The following is a 20045-nucleotide window of genomic DNA, read 5'->3' on the forward strand; positions in this document are numbered from 1 at the left end:
TTCGCTGCGACGGTTTTCGATGAGTTATCAGGTTCTTGCACGTAAATGGCGTCCGCGCTCGTTCCGCGAAATGGTCGGCCAGACCCATGTGCTCAAGGCTCTGATCAATGCCTTGGACAGCCAGCGGCTGCACCACGCCTACCTGTTTACCGGTACCCGCGGGGTCGGCAAGACCACCATCGCGCGGATCATCGCCAAATGCCTGAATTGTGAAACAGGTATCACTTCGACGCCTTGTGGCGAGTGCTCGGTGTGCCGCGAAATCGATGAAGGCCGCTTCGTCGACCTGATCGAGATCGACGCCGCGAGCCGGACCAAGGTCGAAGACACCCGCGAACTGCTCGACAACGTGCAGTACGCGCCGAGCCGCGGGCGCTTCAAGGTCTACCTGATCGACGAAGTGCACATGCTTTCCAGCCATTCCTTCAATGCGCTGTTGAAAACCCTCGAAGAGCCGCCTCCCTACGTCAAGTTCATCCTGGCTACCACCGATCCGCAGAAACTTCCTGCAACGATTCTCTCGCGGTGCCTGCAGTTCTCCCTGAAGAACATGACCCCTGAGCGGGTGGTCGAGCATCTGAGCCATGTGCTGAGCGTCGAGAACGTGCCGTTCGAAGACGATGCGCTGTGGTTGCTGGGTCGCGCCGCCGACGGTTCGATGCGCGATGCCATGAGCCTGACCGACCAGGCCATCGCCTTCGGTGAAGGCAAGGTTCTGGCCGCCGACGTGCGGGCGATGCTCGGCACCCTCGATCACGGCCAGGTCTACGACGTCCTGCATGCGCTGATCGAAGGCGACGCCAAGGCGTTGCTCGAAGCCGTGCGCCATCTGGCCGAGCAAGGCCCGGACTGGAACGGCGTGCTCTCGGAAATTCTCAACGTGTTGCACCGTGTTGCCATCGCCCAGGCCCTGCCTGAAGGTGTCGACAACGGTCATGGCGACCGTGATCGAGTATTGGCACTGGCCCAGGCACTGCCGGCCGAAGATGTGCAGTTCTATTACCAGATGGGCCTGATTGGTCGCCGGGATTTGCCGCTGGCACCGGATCCGCGCGGCGGTTTCGAAATGGTCCTGCTGCGAATGCTCGCATTCAGGCCAGCAGACACCGAGGACGCTCCGAGGCAACCGCTAAAGCCAGTGGGGATCAGCCAGGCCACAGTTGATTCCGCAAACTCAGTGGCTGCCGCGCCGATTGTTGCGCCGGTAGTCGCTGCGGCCGTGGTACCGGTTCCAGTGGCGCCCGTGGTTGCACCCGCACCTGTCCCGGCCGTTGCGCCTGAACCTGTTGCGCTGGTGGCGGTGCCTGAGCCCGAGCCCGTGGTCGAGCCTGTAGCGGTCGAAGAAGTCGTCGATCTGCCCTGGAACGATCCGGTAGAGCCCGAGGTTGTCCAGCAGCCCGCCGTCGAGCCAATGCTGGAGACGGCCGGCGAACAACCCGAATTACCACCGATGCCCATGCCGACGCCGGACAGCGTGGTGCCGGATGCGCCTGAGTGGGCCGCTGCGCCGATTCCGGAACCGTCCGTGGCCGAAGTCGATGCCGCCACGCCAGGCATCGACCTGGATGACGAGCCGCCGCTGGACGAGGATTACATCGAGCCGGACATGGATTCGGCCTACAGCTACCTCGACGATCTGGCCAGTGAGCACACCGCCGAACCTGCGGCGCAGCCCGAGCCTGAACCGGCCGCGATGCCGGCCACCGGCCTGGCCCTGCAATGGCTGGAGTTGTTCCCGAAATTGCCGGTGTCCGGCATGACCGGCAGCATCGCCGCCAACTGCACGCTGATCGCCGTCGATGGCGACAATTGGCTGTTGCATCTGGACCCGGCTCACAGCGCCCTGTTCAACGCGACGCAACAACGTCGCCTCAACGATGCGCTGAACCAGCACCACGGGCGCACGCTGACCCTGAGCATCGAGCTGATCAAGCCTGAGCAGGAAACCCCGGCCCAGGCAGCGTCCCGGCGTCGTGCCGACCGTCAGCGCGAGGCCGAGGAGTCGATCCATGGCGATCCGTTCATCCAGCAAATGATGCAGCAGTTCGGGGCGGTGGTCCGTCACGATACTATTGAACCTGTCGAAGCCCTGGTCAGTCAGGGCTAATAACTGAAGGCGCTTGGCCGCACTCGCCGGGCGCTGTTTTTATCCAAGTACTTTTGAGGTGATTCCCATGATGAAAGGTGGCATGGCCGGCCTGATGAAGCAGGCGCAGCAGATGCAGGAAAAAATGGCCAAGATGCAGGAAGAGCTGGCCAACGCCGAAGTCACCGGTAAGGCCGGTGGCGATATGGTCACCGTGGTAATGACCGGTCGTCACGACGTCAAGCGCGTGACCATCGACCCAAGCCTGGTCGAAGGCCTGAGCGAAGACGACAAAGAGATGCTGGAGGCTGTATTTGCCGCCGCCGTCAACGATGCAGTGCGCAAGATCGAAGCCAACAGCCAGGAAAAAATGGGCAGCATGACCGCTGGCATGCAACTGCCACCGGGTATGAAATTGCCATTCTGATTCGCCAGCGCGCGTCGGATGGGTTAAAAAAATGCCAGGCATCGCGCCTGGCATTTTTGTTTCCGGCTGGTTTTTGCCAACCCCTGTGGCGAGGGAGCTTGCTCCCGTTGGACTGCGCAGCAGTCCCCCTCTTTTCAGGTAGAGAGAGTGGGGCCGCTACGCGCCCCAGCGGGAGCAAGCTCCCTCGCCACAGTGAAAAGTAGAAACATCGAACGCGCCATCCCCACAATGGTCTGCTCCCTATACCGCCGAAATTCATCGATCAAAGGAGACGCTCACATGCCACAAGCATTGACCCTCAACCAACGAATCGTCCTGGTGTCTCGCCCGGTGGGCGCGCCGACACCGGAGAATTTCCGCCTGGAACGGGTAGCGTTGCCGGATCTGGCCGACGGTCAGGTGCTGCTCAAGACGCTGTATCTGTCGCTGGATCCCTACATGCGCGGTCGTATGAGTGACGCGCCGTCCTACGCGGCACCGGTAGAAATCGGCGAAGTAATGACCGGTGGGGCTGTCAGTCGTGTCGAGCGTTCGCTGAATCCGAAATTCCAGGAGGGCGATCTGGTGGTCGGCGCCACGGGATGGCAGAGCCACAGCATCAGCGACGGGCGCAACATCATTCCGCTCCCGTCCGGGCTGCCAAGTCCATCGATGGCGCTGGGGGTGCTGGGCATGCCCGGCATGACCGCCTACATGGGGCTGATGGACATCGGCCAACCCAAAGAGGGCGAAACCCTGGTAGTGGCGGCCGCTTCCGGCGCGGTGGGTTCGGTGGTCGGCCAGGTGGCGAAGCTCAAAGGCCTGCGGGTGGTCGGCGTGGCCGGTGGTGCGGAAAAATGTCGTTACGTGGTCGAGGAGTTGGGCTTCGATGCCTGCATCGACCACAAGCGCCCGGACTTCGCCGACGAATTGGCGCTGGCCTGCTTCAAAGGCGTCGACATCTACTTTGAAAACGTCGGTGGCAAGGTGTTCGATGCGGTGTTGCCGCTGCTCAACCCCAAGGCGCGGATTCCTCTTTGTGGTCTGATCGCTTCCTACAATGCCCATGAAGCCCCGAGCGGGCCGGATCGCTTGCCACAATTGCAGCGCACGCTGCTGACCAAGCGCGTGCGGATTCAGGGGTTTATTGTGTTCGACGACTACGGCGACCGTCAGCCAGAGTTCATCAGCGCCATGGCGCCTTGGGTGCGTGACGGCAAGGTGAAATTCCGTGAAGACGTGGTCGACGGCCTGGAGAACGCGCCCGAGGCATTTATTGGCCTGCTGGAAGGACGCAACTTTGGCAAACTGGTGGTGCGGGTGGCGCCGACTGAGTAATTGGCGCTGCTATTTGACGCTAAACAGAGGCGAGGGTATAAACCGCGTCTCGTTGTTATGTCGGACTTTTTCCCCATGAGCTTCAGCCCTTTGATTCGCCAACTGATCGATGCCCTGCGAATTTTGCCGGGTGTGGGTCAGAAAACTGCCCAGCGCATGGCGTTGCAACTGCTTGAGCGCGATCGCAGCGGCGGTTCGCGACTGGCCCAGGCGCTGAGCCAGGCCATGGAAGGGGTGGGCCACTGCCGTTTGTGCCGCACGCTGACCGAAGACGATCTGTGCCCGCAATGCGCCGATTTACGCCGCGACGACACCTTGCTGTGTGTGGTGGAAGGTCCGATGGACGTTTACGCCGTGGAGCAGACCGGTTTTCGCGGTCGCTACTTCGTGCTCAAGGGCCACTTGTCGCCTCTGGACGGGTTGGGGCCGGAAGCCATCGGCATTCCACAACTGATGGCGCGGATCGAAGAGGCGGGCACGTTTACCGAAGTCATCCTCGCCACCAACCCGACGGTGGAAGGCGAGGCCACGGCGCATTACATCGCCCAGTTGCTCAGCAACAAGGGCCTGATTGCCTCGCGCATTGCCCACGGCGTGCCGTTGGGTGGCGAGCTGGAACTGGTGGATGGCGGGACATTGGCGCATTCGTTTGCCGGGCGTAAGCCGATTTCGCTGTAACGGTGCTGTCTGGGCTGACGCCTTCCAGGCGCTGCCTTACTTATCGCTCAACGCAAACTGCGTCAGACAGAAAGTCGCAATCCCCATGTCTTCCAGCCGTTGCGAACCACCCAGCTCCGGCAAGTCAATGATCGCCGCCGCTTCATGCACCCGCGCGCCCATGCGCCGAACCAGGTTGGCCGCCGCAATCAGCGTGCCGCCGGTGGCGATCAGGTCATCGAACAGCACCACCGAATCCCCCTCGCACAGGCTGTCGGCGTGGACTTCGAGGAAGGCTTCGCCGTATTCGGTCGCGTAACTTTCGGCCAGCACGTCGGCAGGCAATTTGCCCTGCTTGCGGAACAACACCAATGGCTTGTTCAGCTGATACGCCAATATCGAACCGATCAGGAACCCGCGCGCGTCCATGGCGCCGATGTGGGTGAAGTCGGCCTCGACGTAGCGATGGGCGAAGCTGTCCATCACCAGGCGCAGGGCCGTGGGCGACTGGAACAGCGGGGTGATGTCGCGAAAGATCACGCCCGGCTTGGGGAAGTCGATCACGGGGCGGATCAGTGATTTGATGTCGAAGGAGTCGATGACCATCGTCGAAGTGTCCTGGCGGGCTGCAAACGTCGCAGTATAACGGTGGCTGAACCGTTTCGCTCAGCCACCGTCAACAGGGTCAGCCTTCGATCGAGCCACCGGCCAGGGCGCAGAGCTGGATCGGGTCGAGGATGTGCACTTCCTTACCCTCGGCGGCGATCAGTTCGTTTTGCTGGAAGCGGGTGAACACCCGGGACACGGTTTCCACCGCCAGGCCCAGGTAATTGCCGATTTCGTTGCGCGACATGCTCAGCCGGAACTGGTTGGCCGAGAAGCCTCGGGCGCGGAAACGGGCCGACAGGTTGACCAGGAAGGTGGCGATGCGCTCGTCGGCGGTTTTCTTCGACAGCAGCAACATCATTTGCTGATCGTCACGAATCTCGCGGCTCATCACGCGCATCAACTGACGGCGTAGTTGTGGCAGTTGCAGGGCCAGTTCGTCGAGGCGCTCGAACGGGATCTCGCACACCGAAGTGGTTTCCAGGGCTTGCGCCGAGACCGGATGCTTTTCGGTGTCCATGCCCGACAGGCCGACCAATTCACTCGGCAAATGGAAACCGGTGAGTTGTTCTTCGCCGCCATCGCTCAGGCTGAAGGTCTTCAGGGCGCCGGAGCGTACTGCATAAACGGAATCGAACGTGTCGCCCTGGCGAAACAGGAATTCGCCTTTTTTCAGCGGGCGACCACGTTTGACGATATCGTCCAGCGCATCCATGTCTTCCAGATTCAGAGAAAGTGGCAGGCAGAGAGGGGCCAGGCTGCAATCCTTGCAATGGGCCTGGTTATGAGCGCGCAGTTTTACTGGCTCGGACATTTCTTTAATCCTTGTGGGAAAAAACACACATAAGCCGTAAGGGTACCCCACGGGAGGACATTCGGGCCAGCCTGCGACAATTTAACCGCAAGGCATTAAATCACTCGTGAAAAGCGCTGGCGATTGGTGTGTTCCAGGTATGCATCGAACACCATGCACACCGAGCGCACCAGCAGTCGGCCTGCGGGGAGTACGGTGATCCGTTCATTGTCGAGCTCGATCAACCCGTCCTTGGCCATGTCCTGCAGCTGTGGCCAGAGCTCGCCGAAGTAACCGCGAAAATCGATGTTGAAGGCCTGCTCGATTTCCGCGAATTCCAGGTTGAAATGGCAAATCAGTTGCTGAATCACCGCCCTGCGCAAGCGATCGTCGGCATTGCACAGCAGGCCACGGGCGGTGGCCAGTTGCGCGGACGCCAAAGCGTTCTGGTACTGGGTCAGGTCGCTGCTGTTCTGGCAGTACAGGTCGCCGATCTGGCTGATGGCCGATACCCCCAGACCGATCAGATCGCAATGACCGTGGGTGGTGTAGCCCTGGAAGTTGCGTTGCAAGGTCGACTCTTCCTGGGCAATCGCCAGTTCATCATCGGGCAGGGCGAAGTGGTCCATGCCGATGTAGCGGTAACCGGCGGCCGTCAGTTGTTCGATGGTGCGCTGGAGCATTTCCAGCTTCTGCGCCGGTTCCGGTAGATCGTTGCTGTTGATCCGCCGTTGCGGCATGAAGCGCTCTGGCAGATGGGCGTAGTTGAACACCGAGAGCCGGTCCGGTTGCAGGTTGATGACTTCGTCGACGGTGCGGGCGAAGTTCTCGGGCGTCTGCTTGGGCAGGCCGTAGATCAGATCGATGTTGATCGAGCGATATTGCAGAGTCCGGGCGGCGTCGATCACCGCGCGGGTTTCTTCCAGGCTTTGCAGGCGATTGACCGCCCGCTGTACCGCCGGGTCAAGGTCTTGCAGGCCGATGCTGACCCGGTTGAAGCCCAGTTCCCGGAGCAGGCCCATGGTCGACCAGTCGGCCTCGCGCGGGTCGATCTCGATGCCGTAGTCGCCGGAATCGTCGTCCAGCAGATTGAAATGCTTGCGCAGCCGGGCCATCAGCTGACGCAGTTCATCGTGGCTGAGAAAGGTCGGTGTGCCGCCGCCGAAATGCAGTTGCTCGACTTTTTGCATGGGGTCGAGGTGGCAGGCGATCAGCTGGATTTCCTGTTCCAGGCGCTGCAAATAGGGCAGGGCGCGGCCTCGGTCCTTGGTGATGACTTTGTTGCAGGCGCAGTAGTAGCAGATGTTCGCGCAGAACGGCACGTGCACATACAGGGATAACGGCCGCAACGCCTTGCGGCTGTCGCGCAGGGCATGAAACAGGTCGAAGGTGCCGACCTGGCTGTCGAATTGCACGGCCGTCGGATACGAGGTGTAGCGCGGCCCCGCCAGGTCGTAACGGCGGATCAGATCTGTGTCCCAACGAATGGCGTCGAGCATGCGGGCATTCCCCCGGATAGGCTGGCAGTGTCGGCGAGTCTAGGGGGTGCGGCGTTGCGGCATCTTGATTTGCATCAACGGTGATTGGCGATAGCGATAGTTTTTGTGGCGAGGGGGCTAATGCCCCATGAGCCAATGCTGATGCGGCCCCGGCAAGGTCCAGATGCCGAACACCATCACCAACAAGCCGCCGGTCATGCGCACGCTGCGTTTACGCAACAACGCCGTGACCCGCTCGGCGGCCAGGCCTGTGGCGAGCAGCACCGGCCAGGTGCCCAACCCGAACGCCAGCATCAGCAACGCACTGTCCAGCGCATTACCCTGACTCGCCGACCACAGCAATGTGCTGTAAACCAGCCCGCACGGCAGCCAGCCCCACAGCGCGCCGAGCAGCAAGGCGCGGGGCAGGTTCGACACTGGCAACAGTGTGTTGGCCACCGGCTGGATATGCCGCCACAGGCCGCGACCGAGGCTTTCGATGCGGGTCAAGCCGCTCCACCAACCGGCCAGGTACAGCCCCATGGCGATCAGCAGCAATCCGGCGAGGATGCGCATGAACATCGCCGCCGGGCTATTGGCCACGGCCCAGCCAGCCAGGCCGATCAGCAGGCCGGCCGCGGCGTAGCTGAGAATCCGCCCCAGGTTGTAGGCCAGCAACAAGCGCAAGCGTCGGCTGCGCTGTTCCTTGGGGATCGCCAGGGTCAACGCGCCCATCAAACCGCCGCACATGCCCAGGCAATGGCCGCCACCGAGCAGGCCGAGGATCAGCGCAGAGACCAACAGTGGCGCCAACTCAAGCATGGGGTGGCGCCTTGTCGTCGGGTTTGGCCGGATGGCCGCTGGCCTCGTCGACCGCTGCCGTGTGCTTCGGGTCCTGGTCGTCGAACAGGATGCTGTGGGCCGGGCCGTCGAGGTCGTCGTACTGACCGCTGTCGACCGCCCAGAAGAAGATGTAGATAGCGATGGCCACGATCAGCAGCGCGGCCGGGATCATCACGTAGAGAGCTGGCATCTGGACTCCATGCCCGCGCGGCTCAGGCCGGCAGCGGGCGGGTTTCTGGCGTGGCGCTGGTGGCTGGCGCGCTCGGCAGGCGAGTCAGGCGCAAAGCATTCAACACCACGGTCAACGAACTGATGGACATGCCGACCGCGGCCCACACCGGAGTGATCCAGCCGAGGGCGGCGAATGGCAACATGAGGCCATTGTACAGCGCTGCCCACAGCAAGTTCTCGATGATGACCCGACGGGTGCGACGGGCCAGGCTGAAGGCTTGCACCAGCGCGTCGAGGCGGTTCGACAGCAACACCGCGTCGGCACTGGTTTTTGCCAGATCGGTGGCCGAGCCCATCGCCACGCTGATGTCGGCGGCGGCCAGCACCGGCACGTCGTTGACCCCGTCACCGAGCATCAACACCTTGCGGCCTTCCTGGTGCAGTTGTTTCAGCACCTGCAATTTATCGTCCGGACGCAAACCGCCACGGGCCTCGTCGATGCCCAGTTCGGCGGCGACGCTGGCGACCATCGGCGAGCTGTCGCCGGACAGCAGCAAGGTGCGCCAGCCGCGAGCCTTGCAGGCCGCCAGCAGAGCGGGGGCGTCGGCGCGCAAACGGTCGTCGAGGACGAACCACGCCAGTGGTCCCTGGCTGTCGCCGAGCAGCAGCCATTGGCCGGGTTCATCGGGCATCATCGGCACTTGAGCACCGCTGAGCTCGCAGACAAAACCCGGTTGGCCAATGCGCAGGCGTTGCGCGCCGACCAAGCCTTCAAGGCCCAGGCCCGGCGTGCTGTGGACCTCTTCGGCGGCCAGCGGCGCGCGGCCAAAAGCCCGGGCGATCGGGTGTTCGGAACGGTTTTCCAGGGCGGCGGCGAGGCTCAGGCATTGATCGCTCGCCAGTGCCCCAAGCGGCCGGATCGAACGCAAGGCCAGCCGACCTTCGGTGAGGGTGCCGGTTTTGTCGAAAATCACCGTGTCGATCTGGTTCAGGCCTTCCAGTACATGGCCGCGCGTCAGCAAAAGCCCCAGTTTGTGCAGCGTGCCGGTGGCGGCGGTGAGAGCGGTCGGCGTGGCCAGGGACAAGGCGCACGGGCAGGTCGCAACCAGCATCGCCAGGACAATCCAGAACGCTCGCGATGAATCCAGCTCCCACCAGAGCAGGCCGATGGCGGCCACTGCGATAAGCGTCAGCAGCAAGAACCATTGCGCGGCGCGGTCGGCGATTTCCGCCAGCCGTGGCTTTTCGGCCTGGGCGCGATCCAGCAGGCGGACGATGGCCGACAGGCGCGTGTCCTGACCCAGCGCCAGGACCTCCACGGTCAACGCACCCTCGACGTTCAAGGTGCCAGCGGTGACAGCGTCGCCCAGGGTTCGTGGCTGCGGCAGGTATTCGCCGGTGAGCAGGGATTCGTCAATGCTCGACTGACCGTCGAGGATCTTGCCGTCGGCCGGCAGGATCGCACCGGGGTGCACCAACACCTGATCGCCCACGCGCAGCTCGCTGAGCAGAATCCGCTCGCTCTGGCCGTCGGCACTCAGCCGCAGGCAGGAGGCGGGCAACAGATTGACCAGTTGTGCGGTCGCGGCGGCGGTTCGTTCCCGGGCGCGGCGTTCCAGGTAGCGCCCAGCCAGCAGGAACAGCGCAAACATTCCCACCGCATCGAAATACAGCTCGCCGACCCCGGTGATCGAGGTCCAGATCCCGGCGATATAGGCACTGCCAATTGCCAGTGACACCGAGACGTCCATCGTCAGGTGCCGGGTGCGCAGATCGCGCATCGCCCCTTTGAAGAACGGCGCACAGCTGTAGAACACGATCGGCGTGGTGAGAAACAACGCGACCCAACGCAAGATGGTGTGCAGTTCGGGGCTGAGGTCAATGTTGAATTCCGGCCAGGTGGCCATGGTCGCCATCATCGCCTGGAACCACAGCAACCCGGCGACCCCGAGTTGGCGCAGGGCCAGACGGTTTTCGCTGGCCAGTTGTTCGCTGGCACGGTCGGCCTGATAAGGGTGAGCGGCGTAACCGATGTGGCGCAATTCGCTGAGCACCTGGCTTAACGGCAATTGCGCGTCGGCCCAGCGCACGTGCAGGCGATGGTTGGACAGGTTCAGGCGTGCTTCGGCCACCGCCGGCAGGCTGCGAAGATGCTTTTCGATCAGCCAGCCGCAGGCGGCGCAGCTGATGCCTTCCATCAACAGGGTGGTTTCGGCGAGTTCGCCTTCGTGACGGACAAAGGGTTGCTGCACGTCGGCGCGATCATACAGCGCCAACTCGTCGACCAACTGCACCGGCAAGGCTTCGGGGTTGGCCGAGGCTTCGCTGCGATGCTGGTAATAACTTTCCAGCCCACCGGCCACGATGGCCTCGGCCACCGCCTGGCAACCCGGGCAGCAGAATTCGCGGGTATCCCCGAGGACAGCGGCGGTGAAGCGGCTACCGGCCGGGACGGGCAGGGCGCAGTGGTAGCAGGGGGTTGGACTGGTCATGTTTGTTGCCATGAAAACCATTGTGGCAGGCCCAAAGGCCTCTGTGGCGAGGGGGCTTGCCCCCGTTGGACCGCGCAGCGGTCCCAAAGACAGTCAGCGCGAACTTCTCGATAGATCGAGTAGACAACTTGCGGCTGCTGCGCAACCGAACGCGGGCAAGCCCGCTCGCCACAGGAGATCGTTGTGACTATTTCTTCAGGTCTTCGGCACCTTGCAACGGCTCATCACCGAGCAACAGATCCTTGGCATGGCTGACCTGTTCTTCTTCGAACATGCGCCAGGTCTTGTCATCCTGCACACCCAGCAATTCGACGAAGCGGCGGCCTTCAACCTTGTCGCTCAACTGGCCAATGTAGCGGCCCTGTTCAGTTTCACTGCGGGCCAGGGTGATCTTGCGATCCTTCTCCGGCTGGGTCGGCGAAATCAGATTCAGCTCAAGGGTTTTCGGTTGGCTGTTGCCGCTCAGGCGCAGGTCGACTTCGCCGGTCAGCTCATCCAGGTGCACGCTGGCTCGCAGTTGCAGGGTCTGGGCCAGCAGTTCACGGTCCAGGGAGCGGTTGATGCCTTTGCCGGCCTCGTAATAGTTGTCGTTGACCAGGTTGTCCGGGTTGTTCACCGCGATGGTCACCATCGACAGGGTCAAGGTCACCGAGCAGGCCAGGATGGCGATGATGATCCACGGCCAAAGGTGCTTGTACCAGGGACTTGCGGCAGTTGCTGCGGGCATGATCACTTCTCTCAACGAATTTGTGGGCCGATGAATCGGCTCTTGGCTTCAACGTGGACGCTGGCGTCATCGGCATCCTTGAGGATGAACTTCACCTCGTTGGTGCTCGACGGCAGTTGCTCCGGCGAGCTGGACAACTCGACCGGCTGGCTGAAAATTTCCCCGGCGGCGACTTTGATCTCGCGCTTGCCTTGCAGCTTGAGGTCCGGCAGGCCGGTGGCTTCGAGCACGTAGGTGTGGTCGCGCTGGTCCTTGTTCATGATCTTCAGGCTGTAGACGTTTTCGATCCGGCCTTCGGCGTTCTCACGGTACAGCACGCGGTCTTTGCTGACATCGAAACCGACCAGCGAGCGCATGAAGAACGCGGTCACCAGCAACGCGATCATGGTCAGCAACACCAGGGCGTAGCCGATCAGGCGAGGGCGCAGTTTATGGGTTTTTTGCCCCGACAGGTTGTGCTCAGTGGTGTAGCTGATCAGGCCGCGCGGGTAATCCATCTTGTCCATGATGCTGTCGCAGGCGTCGATGCAGGCCGCACAGCCGATGCATTCGATTTGCAGGCCGTCGCGGATGTCGATGCCGGTGGGGCAGACCTGGACGCACATGGTGCAGTCGATGCAATCGCCCAGGCCCTGAGCCTTGTAGTCGATGCCTTTCTTGCGCGGGCCACGGCTTTCGCCACGGCGCGGGTCGTAGGAGACGATCAGCGTGTCCTTGTCGAACATCACGCTCTGGAAGCGTGCATACGGACACATGTAAATGCACACCTGTTCGCGTAGCCAGCCGGCGTTGCCGTAGGTGGCGAGGGTGAAGAAACCGACCCAGAAATACGACCAGCCATCGGCTTCACCGGTGAAGAAGTCGATCACCAGTTCACGAATCGGCGAGAAGTAGCCGACGAAGGTCATGCCAGTCACGAAGCCGATCAGCAGCCACATCGTGTGCTTGCTGAATTTGCGCAGGAATTTGTTGGCGCTCATCGGCGCCTTGTCGAGCTTGATGCGCTGGTTGCGGTCGCCTTCGGTGACCTTTTCGCACCACATGAAGATCCAGGTCCAGACGCTTTGCGGGCAGGTGTAGCCGCACCAGACCCGACCGGCATACACGGTAATGAAGAACAGGCCGAAGGCGCTGATGATCAGAATGCCTGAGAGCAGGATGAAATCCTGGGGCCAGAAGGTCGCGCCAAAAATGAAGAACTTACGCTCCGGCAGGTTCCACCAGACGGCCTGATGACCGCCCCAGCTCAGCCACACCGTGCCGAAATACAGCAGAAACAGTGCGGCACCACCCGTCATCCGCAGGTTGCGGAACAGACCGGTGAAGGCGCGGGTGTAGATCTTTTCTCGAGAGGCGTAGAGGTCGACGCTGTTGTTCGCGTTCTTGGCGGGTGGAGTGACGTCGTGTACCGGAATCTGATTGCTCATCATTGCATCCCACGGCAGTGGAAAAATGCCTCGGTCAGTACGTGCCGACCGCGGTCAAAAAGAGGTGTTGCAGTGGCGCAATGATACGCCTGTAGCTCTAACTCAAGGGTGCGACCTTTGGTCACGTTGGTGGAAATCAACTGACAGTGTAATGACTTGAATCAATTGACTTGTGAATTATGGACGGTTTTGTGGGGGCGGCGAGCTCATTCGAGCGCTACGGTGGCATCGACCGGCAAAATCCTGGCATCGAAGGCGGTATGACGCGGTGGCGCTTCAGCCGGGTGCGCATTACGTTCCCTGTACGGGATTCCTATGCTGCTGGCGAAAGCATCGACGTCAGTTGTTATAAGCAAGTCGGAAATATATTAACTGAATTGCCCGCTGTTTGATGTTTGCGGTTTTCTATTTTCTGGAATAAGTTGTTCTGGCATGCCGTTGTTATATAGCGGCGTGCCTATCTAATATTACGGAAATGGAATTCTATGAACATTGTAAAAGGTGCGAAGTTATTCGCATGCATGTGGATCCTGTCGCTGGCATCTGTCGCACATTCAAATGAAGGTACACCTATTCATATGGTCTTCGCGTCTGATCCGCAGTATCCGTGGACGGATAAAACGGACAGTGAGGAATATGAACCTGACAGCGAGTTTGAACAGCGTGCCAAATGGCTGGTGGAGACCCAGTTCGCGAGTATTGCGGATTTCAGAAGCAAGATGGGCGGGCACTCGCAGGTGCCATTGATGATCAACGGTGACATGACGGCGTTTGGTCATGGTTGGCAGCGTTCGTATATCAATTCGACGCTGCAGAAGTACTTTAATAAAGACTATCTGTACGGCTTGGGTAATCATGACTATCAGAACAATGTCGATGATTGTTTTACTAATAGTTGTGCGGCGGGCAGTATTGTCGAATATCAAGAGCATCATGCCGGCAAGGTAGATGATTTCGATTTGAAGATTACGGGCTTTTTGTTCAATAAGATGTATTCGGGCAGTCTTGCCTATTCCAAGAATATAGGGGAGGTTCATCTGGTCCAGCTTAATAATGAGCCGACTTACGCAACCAAAATTTCCCATCCCCTGAATCCTACAACTTTTAACATTACCGCTGCGCTGGATTGGCTTGAAAATGATTTACGAGTCGCCCGGGCCCAAGGTTACGCGATCATTATCAACATGCATAAACCCTATGACTGGCAGGGTGACTGGAGTCAGGAAAGTCGTTTCAGGGACATGATCGCAAAATATGAAGTGACGGCCATATTCGCCGGTCATCTTCATGAAAACGGCGGTTCCATGTCCTATAGGGGGAATGTGCCCGTTTTCCTCAGTGGCAGCGCTTCCCAGGAGACCTATCTGATTGCCAGTTTTTCCGCGGATCGCAAGCAACTGCAGGTCGATCTGGTCGAAAACAACCAGTGGCATAACCGCAAGCTTGTAGCGAAAGTGCCGGTGAAATCAATTTTCACCAGTCGCCCATGAAAAAGGCCCCGCCAGATCACTGGCGGGGCCTTTTTTGTTGCATCGAGCGTTTGCCTTACTGGGCGTCTGCCACCGGCGCTTTCTCACCGTGAGAGAGGCTGTAGACGTAAGCGGCCAGCAGGTGAACCTTGTCGTTGCCTTGCAGCTGTTCCTGCGCAGGCATCTGGCCCTGACGGCCGTAACGGATGGTCTGCTGCAGTTGAGCGAAGCTCGAACCGTAGATGAACGCTGCCGGGTGAGTCAGGTTAGGGGCGCCCATGGCCGGGGTGCCTTTGCCTTCCGGACCGTGGCAAGCCACGCAGTTGGCAGCGAACAGCTTCTGGCCGGCAACCGGGTCAGCCTTGGCGCCCTCCGGCAGTTTGCGGCCATCGAGGCTGGTCAGCACGTAAGCGGCAACGTCGCTGACGCCTTGTTCGCCGATCACTTCGGCCCAGGCCGGCATCACGGCGTGACGGCCGCCCATGATGGTGGTCTTGATGGTTGCCGCTTCACCGCCCCAGCGCCAGTCGGCGTCGGTCAGGTTAGGGAAGCCATAAGCGCCTTTGGCGTCGGAACCGTGGCAGACCGAGCAGTTGGAGGCGAACAGGCGGCCACCCATCTTCAGGGCTTGCGGGTCCTTGGCGACTTCTTCGATTGGCATGGAAGCGAACTTGGCGAAGATCGGGCCGAACTTGGCGTCCGACCTGGCCATTTCCTTTTCCCACTCGTGGACGCCGGTCCAGCCGGTCTGGCCGTTGGCGAACGCGGTCTGCTTCTCGTTATCCAGGTAGTTGTAACCTGGCAACAGGCCTTTCCAGTTACCCAGGCCCGGGTACAGGACCAGATAGCCAAGGGCGAAGATGATGGTGCCCACGAACAGCATGAACCACCATTTCGGCAGTGGGTTGTCGTACTCCTCGATCCCGTCGAAGGAGTGGCCGACCGTCTCGTCGGTCTGCTCGGCGCGCTGGCCCTTGCGGGTGGACAGCAGCAGCCAGGTCAGGGCGAAGATGGTGCCGAGACTGAGGACTGTGACGTACAGACTCCAGAACGTAGTCATTCTTTGTTACTCCTAGAAGCTTGCTCGACGTGCTTGATGGCTTCGGGATCATCCGCGAAAGGCAGCAAGGTCGCGTCTTCAAACTCCGACTTGCGCTTGGGGCTGAATACCCACAACGCCAGACCGATGAAGGCCACCATCACAACAACGGTGCCCAGGCCACGAATCATCCCGATATCCATCTAAATCACCGTTTGCTTTTGATGATGGTGCCCAGGCCTTGCAGATAGGCCACCAGCGCGTCCATTTCGGTTTTGCCCTTCACAGCATCCTTGGCGCCGGCGATGTCTTCGTCGGTGTAAGGGACGCCGAGCGTGCGCAAGACTTCCATTTTCTTGGCGGTGTCTTTGCCGTCGAGCTTGTTTTCCACGAGGAACGGGTAAGCCGGCATTTTCGACTCGGGCACCACGTTGCGCGGGTTGTACAAGTGCGCACGCTGCCAGTCATCGGAGTAACGACCGCCGACACGGGCCAGGTCCGGACCGGTACGCTTGGAACCCCACAGGAACGGGTGATCCCAGACGCTTTCACCGGCGACCGAGTAGTGGCCGTAGCGTTCGGTTTCAGCACGGAACGGGCGGATCATCTGCGAGTGGCAGCCGACACAACCGTTGGCGATGTAGATGTCGCGGCCTTCCAGTTCAAGGGCGGTACGAGGCTTCATGCCCTCGACCGGCTTGTTGGTAACGTCCTGGAAAAACAGCGGAACGATCTGGGTCAGGCCGCCGATGCTGACGGCGATAACCATGAAGAAGGCCAGCAGGCCAATATTCTTCTCGACTGCTTCATGCTTCATCAGTGAGCTCCAACTACAGCAATCTTGGCGGCGGCTTCAGCTTCAGCCGGGTCCGAGGCACGAACGGTACGGAACACGTTGTAGGCCATCAACAGCATGCCGCTGGCAAAGAACGCGCCGCCCAGGGCACGAACGATGAAACCAGGGTGGCTGGCTTGCAGCGCTTCCACGAACGAGTAGGTGAGGGTGCCGTCGTCGTTGATTGCACGCCACATCAGGCCCTGGGTGATGCCGTTGACCCACATCGAAGCGATGTACAACACGGTACCGATGGTCGCGAGCCAGAAGTGCGCGTTGATCAGACCGGTGCTGTGCATTTGTGCACGGCCGAACAGTTTCGGGATCATGTGGTAGATGGCGCCGATCGAGATCATCGCTACCCAGCCCAAGGCGCCGGCGTGTACGTGGCCGATGGTCCAGTCGGTGTAGTGCGAGAGCGAGTTGACGGTCTTGATGGCCATCATCGGGCCTTCGAAGGTCGACATGCCGTAGAACGCCAGCGATACCACGAGGAAGCGCAGGATCGGGTCGGTGCGCAGCTTATGCCAGGCGCCCGACAGGGTCATCATGCCGTTGATCATGCCGCCCCAGCTCGGAGCCAGCAGGATGATCGACATCGCCATGCCCAGGGACTGAGCCCAGTCCGGCAGTGCGGTGTAGTGCAGGTGGTGCGGACCGGCCCAGATGTACAGGGTGATCAGCGCCCAGAAGTGCACGATCGACAGGCGATAGGAGTAGATCGGACGCTCGGCCTGCTTCGGCACGAAGTAGTACATCATCCCCAGGAAACCGGTGGTCAGGAAGAAGCCCACGGCGTTGTGGCCGTACCACCACTGGATCATCGCGTCGGTCGCACCCGCGTAGGCCGAGTAGGACTTGAACAGGCTGACCGGTAGCGACATGTGGTTGACGATGTGCAGCATCGCGGTCACGACGATGAAGGCACCGTAGAACCAGTTACCGACATAGATGTGCTTGGTCTTGCGCTTGACGATGGTGCCGAAGAACACCAGACCGTAGGTGACCCAGACGATGGCCAGCAGAATAGCCAGGGGCCATTCCAGTTCCGCGTATTCCTTGGTGGTGGTGAAACCCATCGGCAAGGTCACGATCGCGCCGACGATCACCGCTTGCCAACCCCAGAAGGTGAAGGCCGCGAGGCTGTCGGAGATCAGTCGCGTTTGGCAGGTTCGCTGCACGACGTAATAAGAAGTGGCAAACAGAGCACAACCACCGAAGGCGAAAATCACCAGGTTGGTGTGCAACGGGCGTAAGCGTCCAAAAGTCGTCCACGGCAGACCGAAGTTCAATTCCGGCCATACGAGCTGTGAGGCGATGAAGACACCAAGCCCCATGCCAAGGATCCCCCAGACCACCGTCATGATGGCGAACTGGCGGACTACCTTATAGTTATAAGCAGTCGGACTGATTGCTGTGCTCATTCTAAGGTTCCACGGTTTGGGTGTTTTATTAGGAGTAAAAATCGGCCGCAAGTATGGAGAAAGCGGGGGGTCATTGCAACGCGCCATGACCTGGGTCAATGCTTTCAAAACCTGATTCTGCGGCCTTTCCATGCGCCGCGTAAGGACAAAATTGCCCTCTGACAAAATGTCGCAGCGGATGAAAAAGGCGAGGGGTTCAAGTCAGATGTAACGGGGTGTGTTCAAACGCAACGATCGAGGGACAGACGGCAATTTGCGCGACAGCCGGTATCTACCAGCCTTTGCGGCCTGTCATCGAACAGAATCGTCGAACACATCGGGTAAAATCGACCTGGAACCGGCTCATGCCAGTCCGCACCGAGGAAGCTTAGACCCGAATCTGGTGAACCGAAAGGAAGGGGAACGGCAGGGTGCGACAATGGGTCGCAAAGAGGCAGGGAACTGCCGCATTCCGCAGAATGCGGCAGCAGAGCGGTCAAAAATTATTCGCTTTTGCCTTGTGCCTGCAAACGCTCGGTGCCGACTCCGTGGGACAAGCTGTACACATAAGCGGCCAGCAATTGCACCTTGTCGTTGCCCAGCAGTTCGTTTTGCGCCGGCATATGGCCCTGGCGGCCATGGCGAATAGTCTGTTGCAGTTGCGCCAGGCTGGTACCGTAGATAAAACCGGCCGGGTGCGTCAGATTCGGCGCGCCCATGGCTTCAGTGCCCTGGCCGTTTGCCCCATGACAGGCTACGCAGGTGGTGCTGAACAGTTGCTGTCCGGCTTGCACGTTGGCACCACTGTCGGCTGGTAGCGGCAGGCCGGCCAATTCGTGACGCACGTACGCGGCGACGTTCTTCACCCCGGTCTCACCCAACACTTCACCCCAGGCCGGCATGGCCGCCATCCGGCCACCCATGATGGTGGTCTTGATGGTCTCGGCACTGCCGCCCCAGCGCCAATCGCTGTCAGCCAGGTTGGGAAAACCGAACGCGCCCTTGGCATCCGAGCCGTGGCACACCGAGCAGTTGGAGGCGAACAGGCGGCCGCCCATTTTCAGCGCTTGCGGGTCTTTCGCTACTTCTTCCACCGGCATTGCCGCGAATTTGGCGAAGATCGGTCCGAACTTCGCGTCTGCCTTGCTCATCTCCTTTTCCCATTCATGGACACCAGTCCAGCCGTTTTCATAACCGGGCAGGATGCCTTTCCAGTTGCCCAGGCCCGGATAAAGAATCAGGTAGCCGACCGAGAACACCAGGGTGCCGGCGAACAGCATGAACCACCACTGCGGCAGCGGGTTGTCGTACTCCTCGATGCCGTCGAAGCTGTGGCCCATGGTCTGGTCGACGCTGCCCTTGGTTTCGCCCCGGCGGGTGCCGATCAGCAGCCAGGTCAGGCCGATCAGGCTGCCGATGGTCAGTACGCAGATCCACGCACTCCAGAAGGTGGTCATGGCCGGGCGCTCCTTGTTGTTGCAGATTCTTGGGTAGTTTCGGGTTGCGGCTCGTCAGCGAACGGCAGCAGGCGCGCTTCGGCGAATTGCGGATTGCGCTTGCTGTTGAACACCCACAGTGTCAGGCCGACGAAGGCCACGAACACCACGACTGTGCCGAGGCCACGGATCAGGCCTGTGCTCATATCAATGACCATGACTCACCTCTTGCTCTTGATGGCAGTGCCGAGCACTTGCAGGTAGGCAACCAGCGCGTCCATCTCGGTCTTGCCCTTGAGCGAAGCGACTGAGCCTGCGATGTCTTCGTCGGTGTACGGCACGCCGAGGGTGCGCATGGCGCGGATCTTGGTTTCGGTGTGGCTGCTGTCGAGCGGGTTGGCCACCAGCCATGGATACGCCGGCATCTTCGATTCCGGCACCACGTTGCGCGGGTTGTACAAGTGCGCGCGGTGCCAGTCTTCGGAGTAGCGCCCGCCGACTCGCGCCAGGTCCGGCCCGGTGCGCTTGGAGCCCCAGAGGAACGGGTGATCCCACACGCTTTCCCCGGCCACCGAGTAATGGCCGTAGCGTTCGGTTTCGGCGCGGAACGGGCGGATCATCTGCGAGTGGCAACCGACGCAGCCTTCGCGGATGTAAATGTCGCGACCTTCCAGTTGCAGCGCGGTGTAGGGCTTCATGCCTTCCACCGGTTTGTTGGTCACGTCCTGGAAGAACAGCGGGACGATCTGGGTCAGGCCGCCGATGCTCACGGCGAACACCATCAGCAACATCAGCAGGCCGACGTTTTTCTCGATTGTTTCGTGTTTCATGGCGGACTC

The 20045-nt window shown here is 60.6% G+C and carries 20 protein-coding genes and 1 pseudogene; 6 read left to right on the forward strand and 15 right to left on the reverse strand.

Features of this window, described 5'->3' with window-relative positions:
* Positions 1–19 precede the first annotated feature (19 nt).
* The 5 genes and pseudogenes from dnaX to recR all read left to right on the forward strand — a co-directional run bounded on the left by dnaX (position 20) and on the right by recR (position 4508).
* Positions 20–2107 (forward strand): DNA polymerase III subunit gamma/tau, encoded by a 2088-nt coding sequence (gene dnaX / locus ACEN8R_RS04795; RefSeq protein ID WP_018925289.1) that lies wholly within the window; start codon positions 20–22, stop codon positions 2105–2107.
* A gap of 67 nt (positions 2108–2174) precedes the next feature.
* Positions 2175–2513 carry a YbaB/EbfC family nucleoid-associated protein gene (locus tag ACEN8R_RS04800; protein WP_018925290.1) on the forward strand — a complete coding sequence of 113 codons (339 nt, stop codon included), beginning with the start codon at positions 2175–2177 and terminating at the stop codon, positions 2511–2513.
* Between the two features lie 233 nt (positions 2514–2746).
* Positions 2747–2857 (forward strand): annotated as a pseudogene (locus ACEN8R_RS04805) (hypothetical protein); the annotation flags it as partial.
* On the forward strand, positions 2805–3830 hold the full coding sequence (gene curA / locus ACEN8R_RS04810; RefSeq protein WP_495624997.1) for an NADPH-dependent curcumin/dihydrocurcumin reductase: 1026 nt from the start codon (positions 2805–2807) through the stop codon (positions 3828–3830). The pseudogene ACEN8R_RS04805 and the gene curA, both read left to right, overlap by 53 nt.
* A 75-nt stretch (positions 3831–3905) precedes the next feature.
* Positions 3906–4508, forward strand: coding sequence for a recombination mediator RecR (recR, locus tag ACEN8R_RS04815; protein ID WP_018925292.1), 603 nt, complete (start codon positions 3906–3908; stop codon positions 4506–4508).
* Between the two features lie 36 nt (positions 4509–4544).
* On the opposite strand, the gene ACEN8R_RS04820 is transcribed toward recR, so the two are convergent.
* The 8 genes from ACEN8R_RS04820 to ccoG all read right to left on the reverse strand — a co-directional run bounded on the left by ACEN8R_RS04820 (position 4545) and on the right by ccoG (position 13024).
* Complete coding sequence (locus ACEN8R_RS04820; RefSeq protein ID WP_018925293.1) at positions 4545–5093, reverse strand: adenine phosphoribosyltransferase; 549 nt, start codon at positions 5091–5093, stop codon at positions 4545–4547.
* Positions 5094–5172: 79 nt separating this feature from the next.
* The gene (gene fnr, locus ACEN8R_RS04825) at positions 5173–5907 is read right to left on the reverse strand and encodes a fumarate/nitrate reduction transcriptional regulator Fnr (RefSeq protein WP_018925294.1); all 735 of its coding nucleotides are present in this window, start codon (positions 5905–5907) and stop codon (positions 5173–5175) included.
* Positions 5908–6002: 95 nt separating this feature from the next.
* Complete coding sequence (hemN, locus tag ACEN8R_RS04830; protein ID WP_018925295.1) at positions 6003–7385, reverse strand: oxygen-independent coproporphyrinogen III oxidase; 1383 nt, start codon at positions 7383–7385, stop codon at positions 6003–6005.
* 117 nt (positions 7386–7502) lie between these two features.
* Entirely contained in the window at positions 7503–8186 is a 684-nt protein-coding gene (locus tag ACEN8R_RS04835) for a sulfite exporter TauE/SafE family protein (protein ID WP_018925296.1), read from the reverse strand.
* Positions 8179–8397 carry a cbb3-type cytochrome oxidase assembly protein CcoS gene (gene ccoS / locus ACEN8R_RS04840; RefSeq protein WP_007933363.1) on the reverse strand — a complete coding sequence of 73 codons (219 nt, stop codon included), beginning with the start codon at positions 8395–8397 and terminating at the stop codon, positions 8179–8181. Before ccoS ends, ACEN8R_RS04835 begins: the two co-directional genes overlap by 8 nt.
* Positions 8398–8419: 22 nt before the next feature.
* On the reverse strand, positions 8420–10870 hold the full coding sequence (locus ACEN8R_RS04845; protein ID WP_018925297.1) for a heavy metal translocating P-type ATPase: 2451 nt from the start codon (positions 10868–10870) through the stop codon (positions 8420–8422).
* A 187-nt stretch (positions 10871–11057) separates the two neighbouring features.
* Entirely contained in the window at positions 11058–11597 is a 540-nt protein-coding gene (locus tag ACEN8R_RS04850) for a FixH family protein (RefSeq protein ID WP_018925298.1), read from the reverse strand.
* An 11-nt stretch (positions 11598–11608) separates the two neighbouring features.
* Positions 11609–13024, reverse strand: a complete 1416-nt coding sequence (gene ccoG / locus ACEN8R_RS04855) for a cytochrome c oxidase accessory protein CcoG (protein ID WP_007933370.1) — start codon at positions 13022–13024, stop codon at positions 11609–11611.
* 485 nt (positions 13025–13509) lie between these two features.
* Here ccoG and ACEN8R_RS04860 point away from each other — a divergent pair, with 485 nt between their 5' ends.
* Positions 13510–14514 (forward strand): metallophosphoesterase family protein, encoded by a 1005-nt coding sequence (locus ACEN8R_RS04860; protein ID WP_018925299.1) that lies wholly within the window; start codon positions 13510–13512, stop codon positions 14512–14514.
* A gap of 55 nt (positions 14515–14569) precedes the next feature.
* On the opposite strand, the gene ccoP (ACEN8R_RS04865) is transcribed toward ACEN8R_RS04860, so the two are convergent.
* The 7 genes from ccoP (ACEN8R_RS04865) to ccoO (ACEN8R_RS04895) form a co-directional block, all read right to left on the reverse strand.
* The gene (gene ccoP, locus ACEN8R_RS04865) at positions 14570–15553 is read right to left on the reverse strand and encodes a cytochrome-c oxidase, cbb3-type subunit III (protein WP_018925300.1); all 984 of its coding nucleotides are present in this window, start codon (positions 15551–15553) and stop codon (positions 14570–14572) included.
* Positions 15550–15735, reverse strand: a complete 186-nt coding sequence (locus ACEN8R_RS04870) for a CcoQ/FixQ family Cbb3-type cytochrome c oxidase assembly chaperone (protein ID WP_003175465.1) — start codon at positions 15733–15735, stop codon at positions 15550–15552. The genes ccoP (ACEN8R_RS04865) and ACEN8R_RS04870 overlap by 4 nt, the downstream gene beginning before the upstream one ends.
* 5 nt (positions 15736–15740) lie before the next feature.
* Positions 15741–16349 (reverse strand): cytochrome-c oxidase, cbb3-type subunit II, encoded by a 609-nt coding sequence (gene ccoO / locus ACEN8R_RS04875; protein WP_018925301.1) that lies wholly within the window; start codon positions 16347–16349, stop codon positions 15741–15743.
* Positions 16349–17791 carry a cytochrome-c oxidase, cbb3-type subunit I gene (ccoN, locus tag ACEN8R_RS04880; protein WP_007942208.1) on the reverse strand — a complete coding sequence of 481 codons (1443 nt, stop codon included), beginning with the start codon at positions 17789–17791 and terminating at the stop codon, positions 16349–16351. The genes ccoO (ACEN8R_RS04875) and ccoN overlap by 1 nt, the downstream gene beginning before the upstream one ends.
* A gap of 482 nt (positions 17792–18273) precedes the next feature.
* On the reverse strand, positions 18274–19227 hold the full coding sequence (gene ccoP, locus ACEN8R_RS04885) for a cytochrome-c oxidase, cbb3-type subunit III (protein ID WP_495624586.1): 954 nt from the start codon (positions 19225–19227) through the stop codon (positions 18274–18276).
* Positions 19224–19424, reverse strand: a complete 201-nt coding sequence (locus ACEN8R_RS04890; protein WP_018925303.1) for a cbb3-type cytochrome oxidase subunit 3 — start codon at positions 19422–19424, stop codon at positions 19224–19226. Before ACEN8R_RS04890 ends, ccoP (ACEN8R_RS04885) begins: the two co-directional genes overlap by 4 nt.
* 3 nt (positions 19425–19427) lie before the next feature.
* Positions 19428–20036, reverse strand: coding sequence for a cytochrome-c oxidase, cbb3-type subunit II (ccoO, locus tag ACEN8R_RS04895; protein ID WP_007942211.1), 609 nt, complete (start codon positions 20034–20036; stop codon positions 19428–19430).
* Between the last annotated feature and the right edge of the window lie 9 nt (positions 20037–20045).

This window comes from Pseudomonas sp. Pseusp15, from assembly GCF_059492165.1.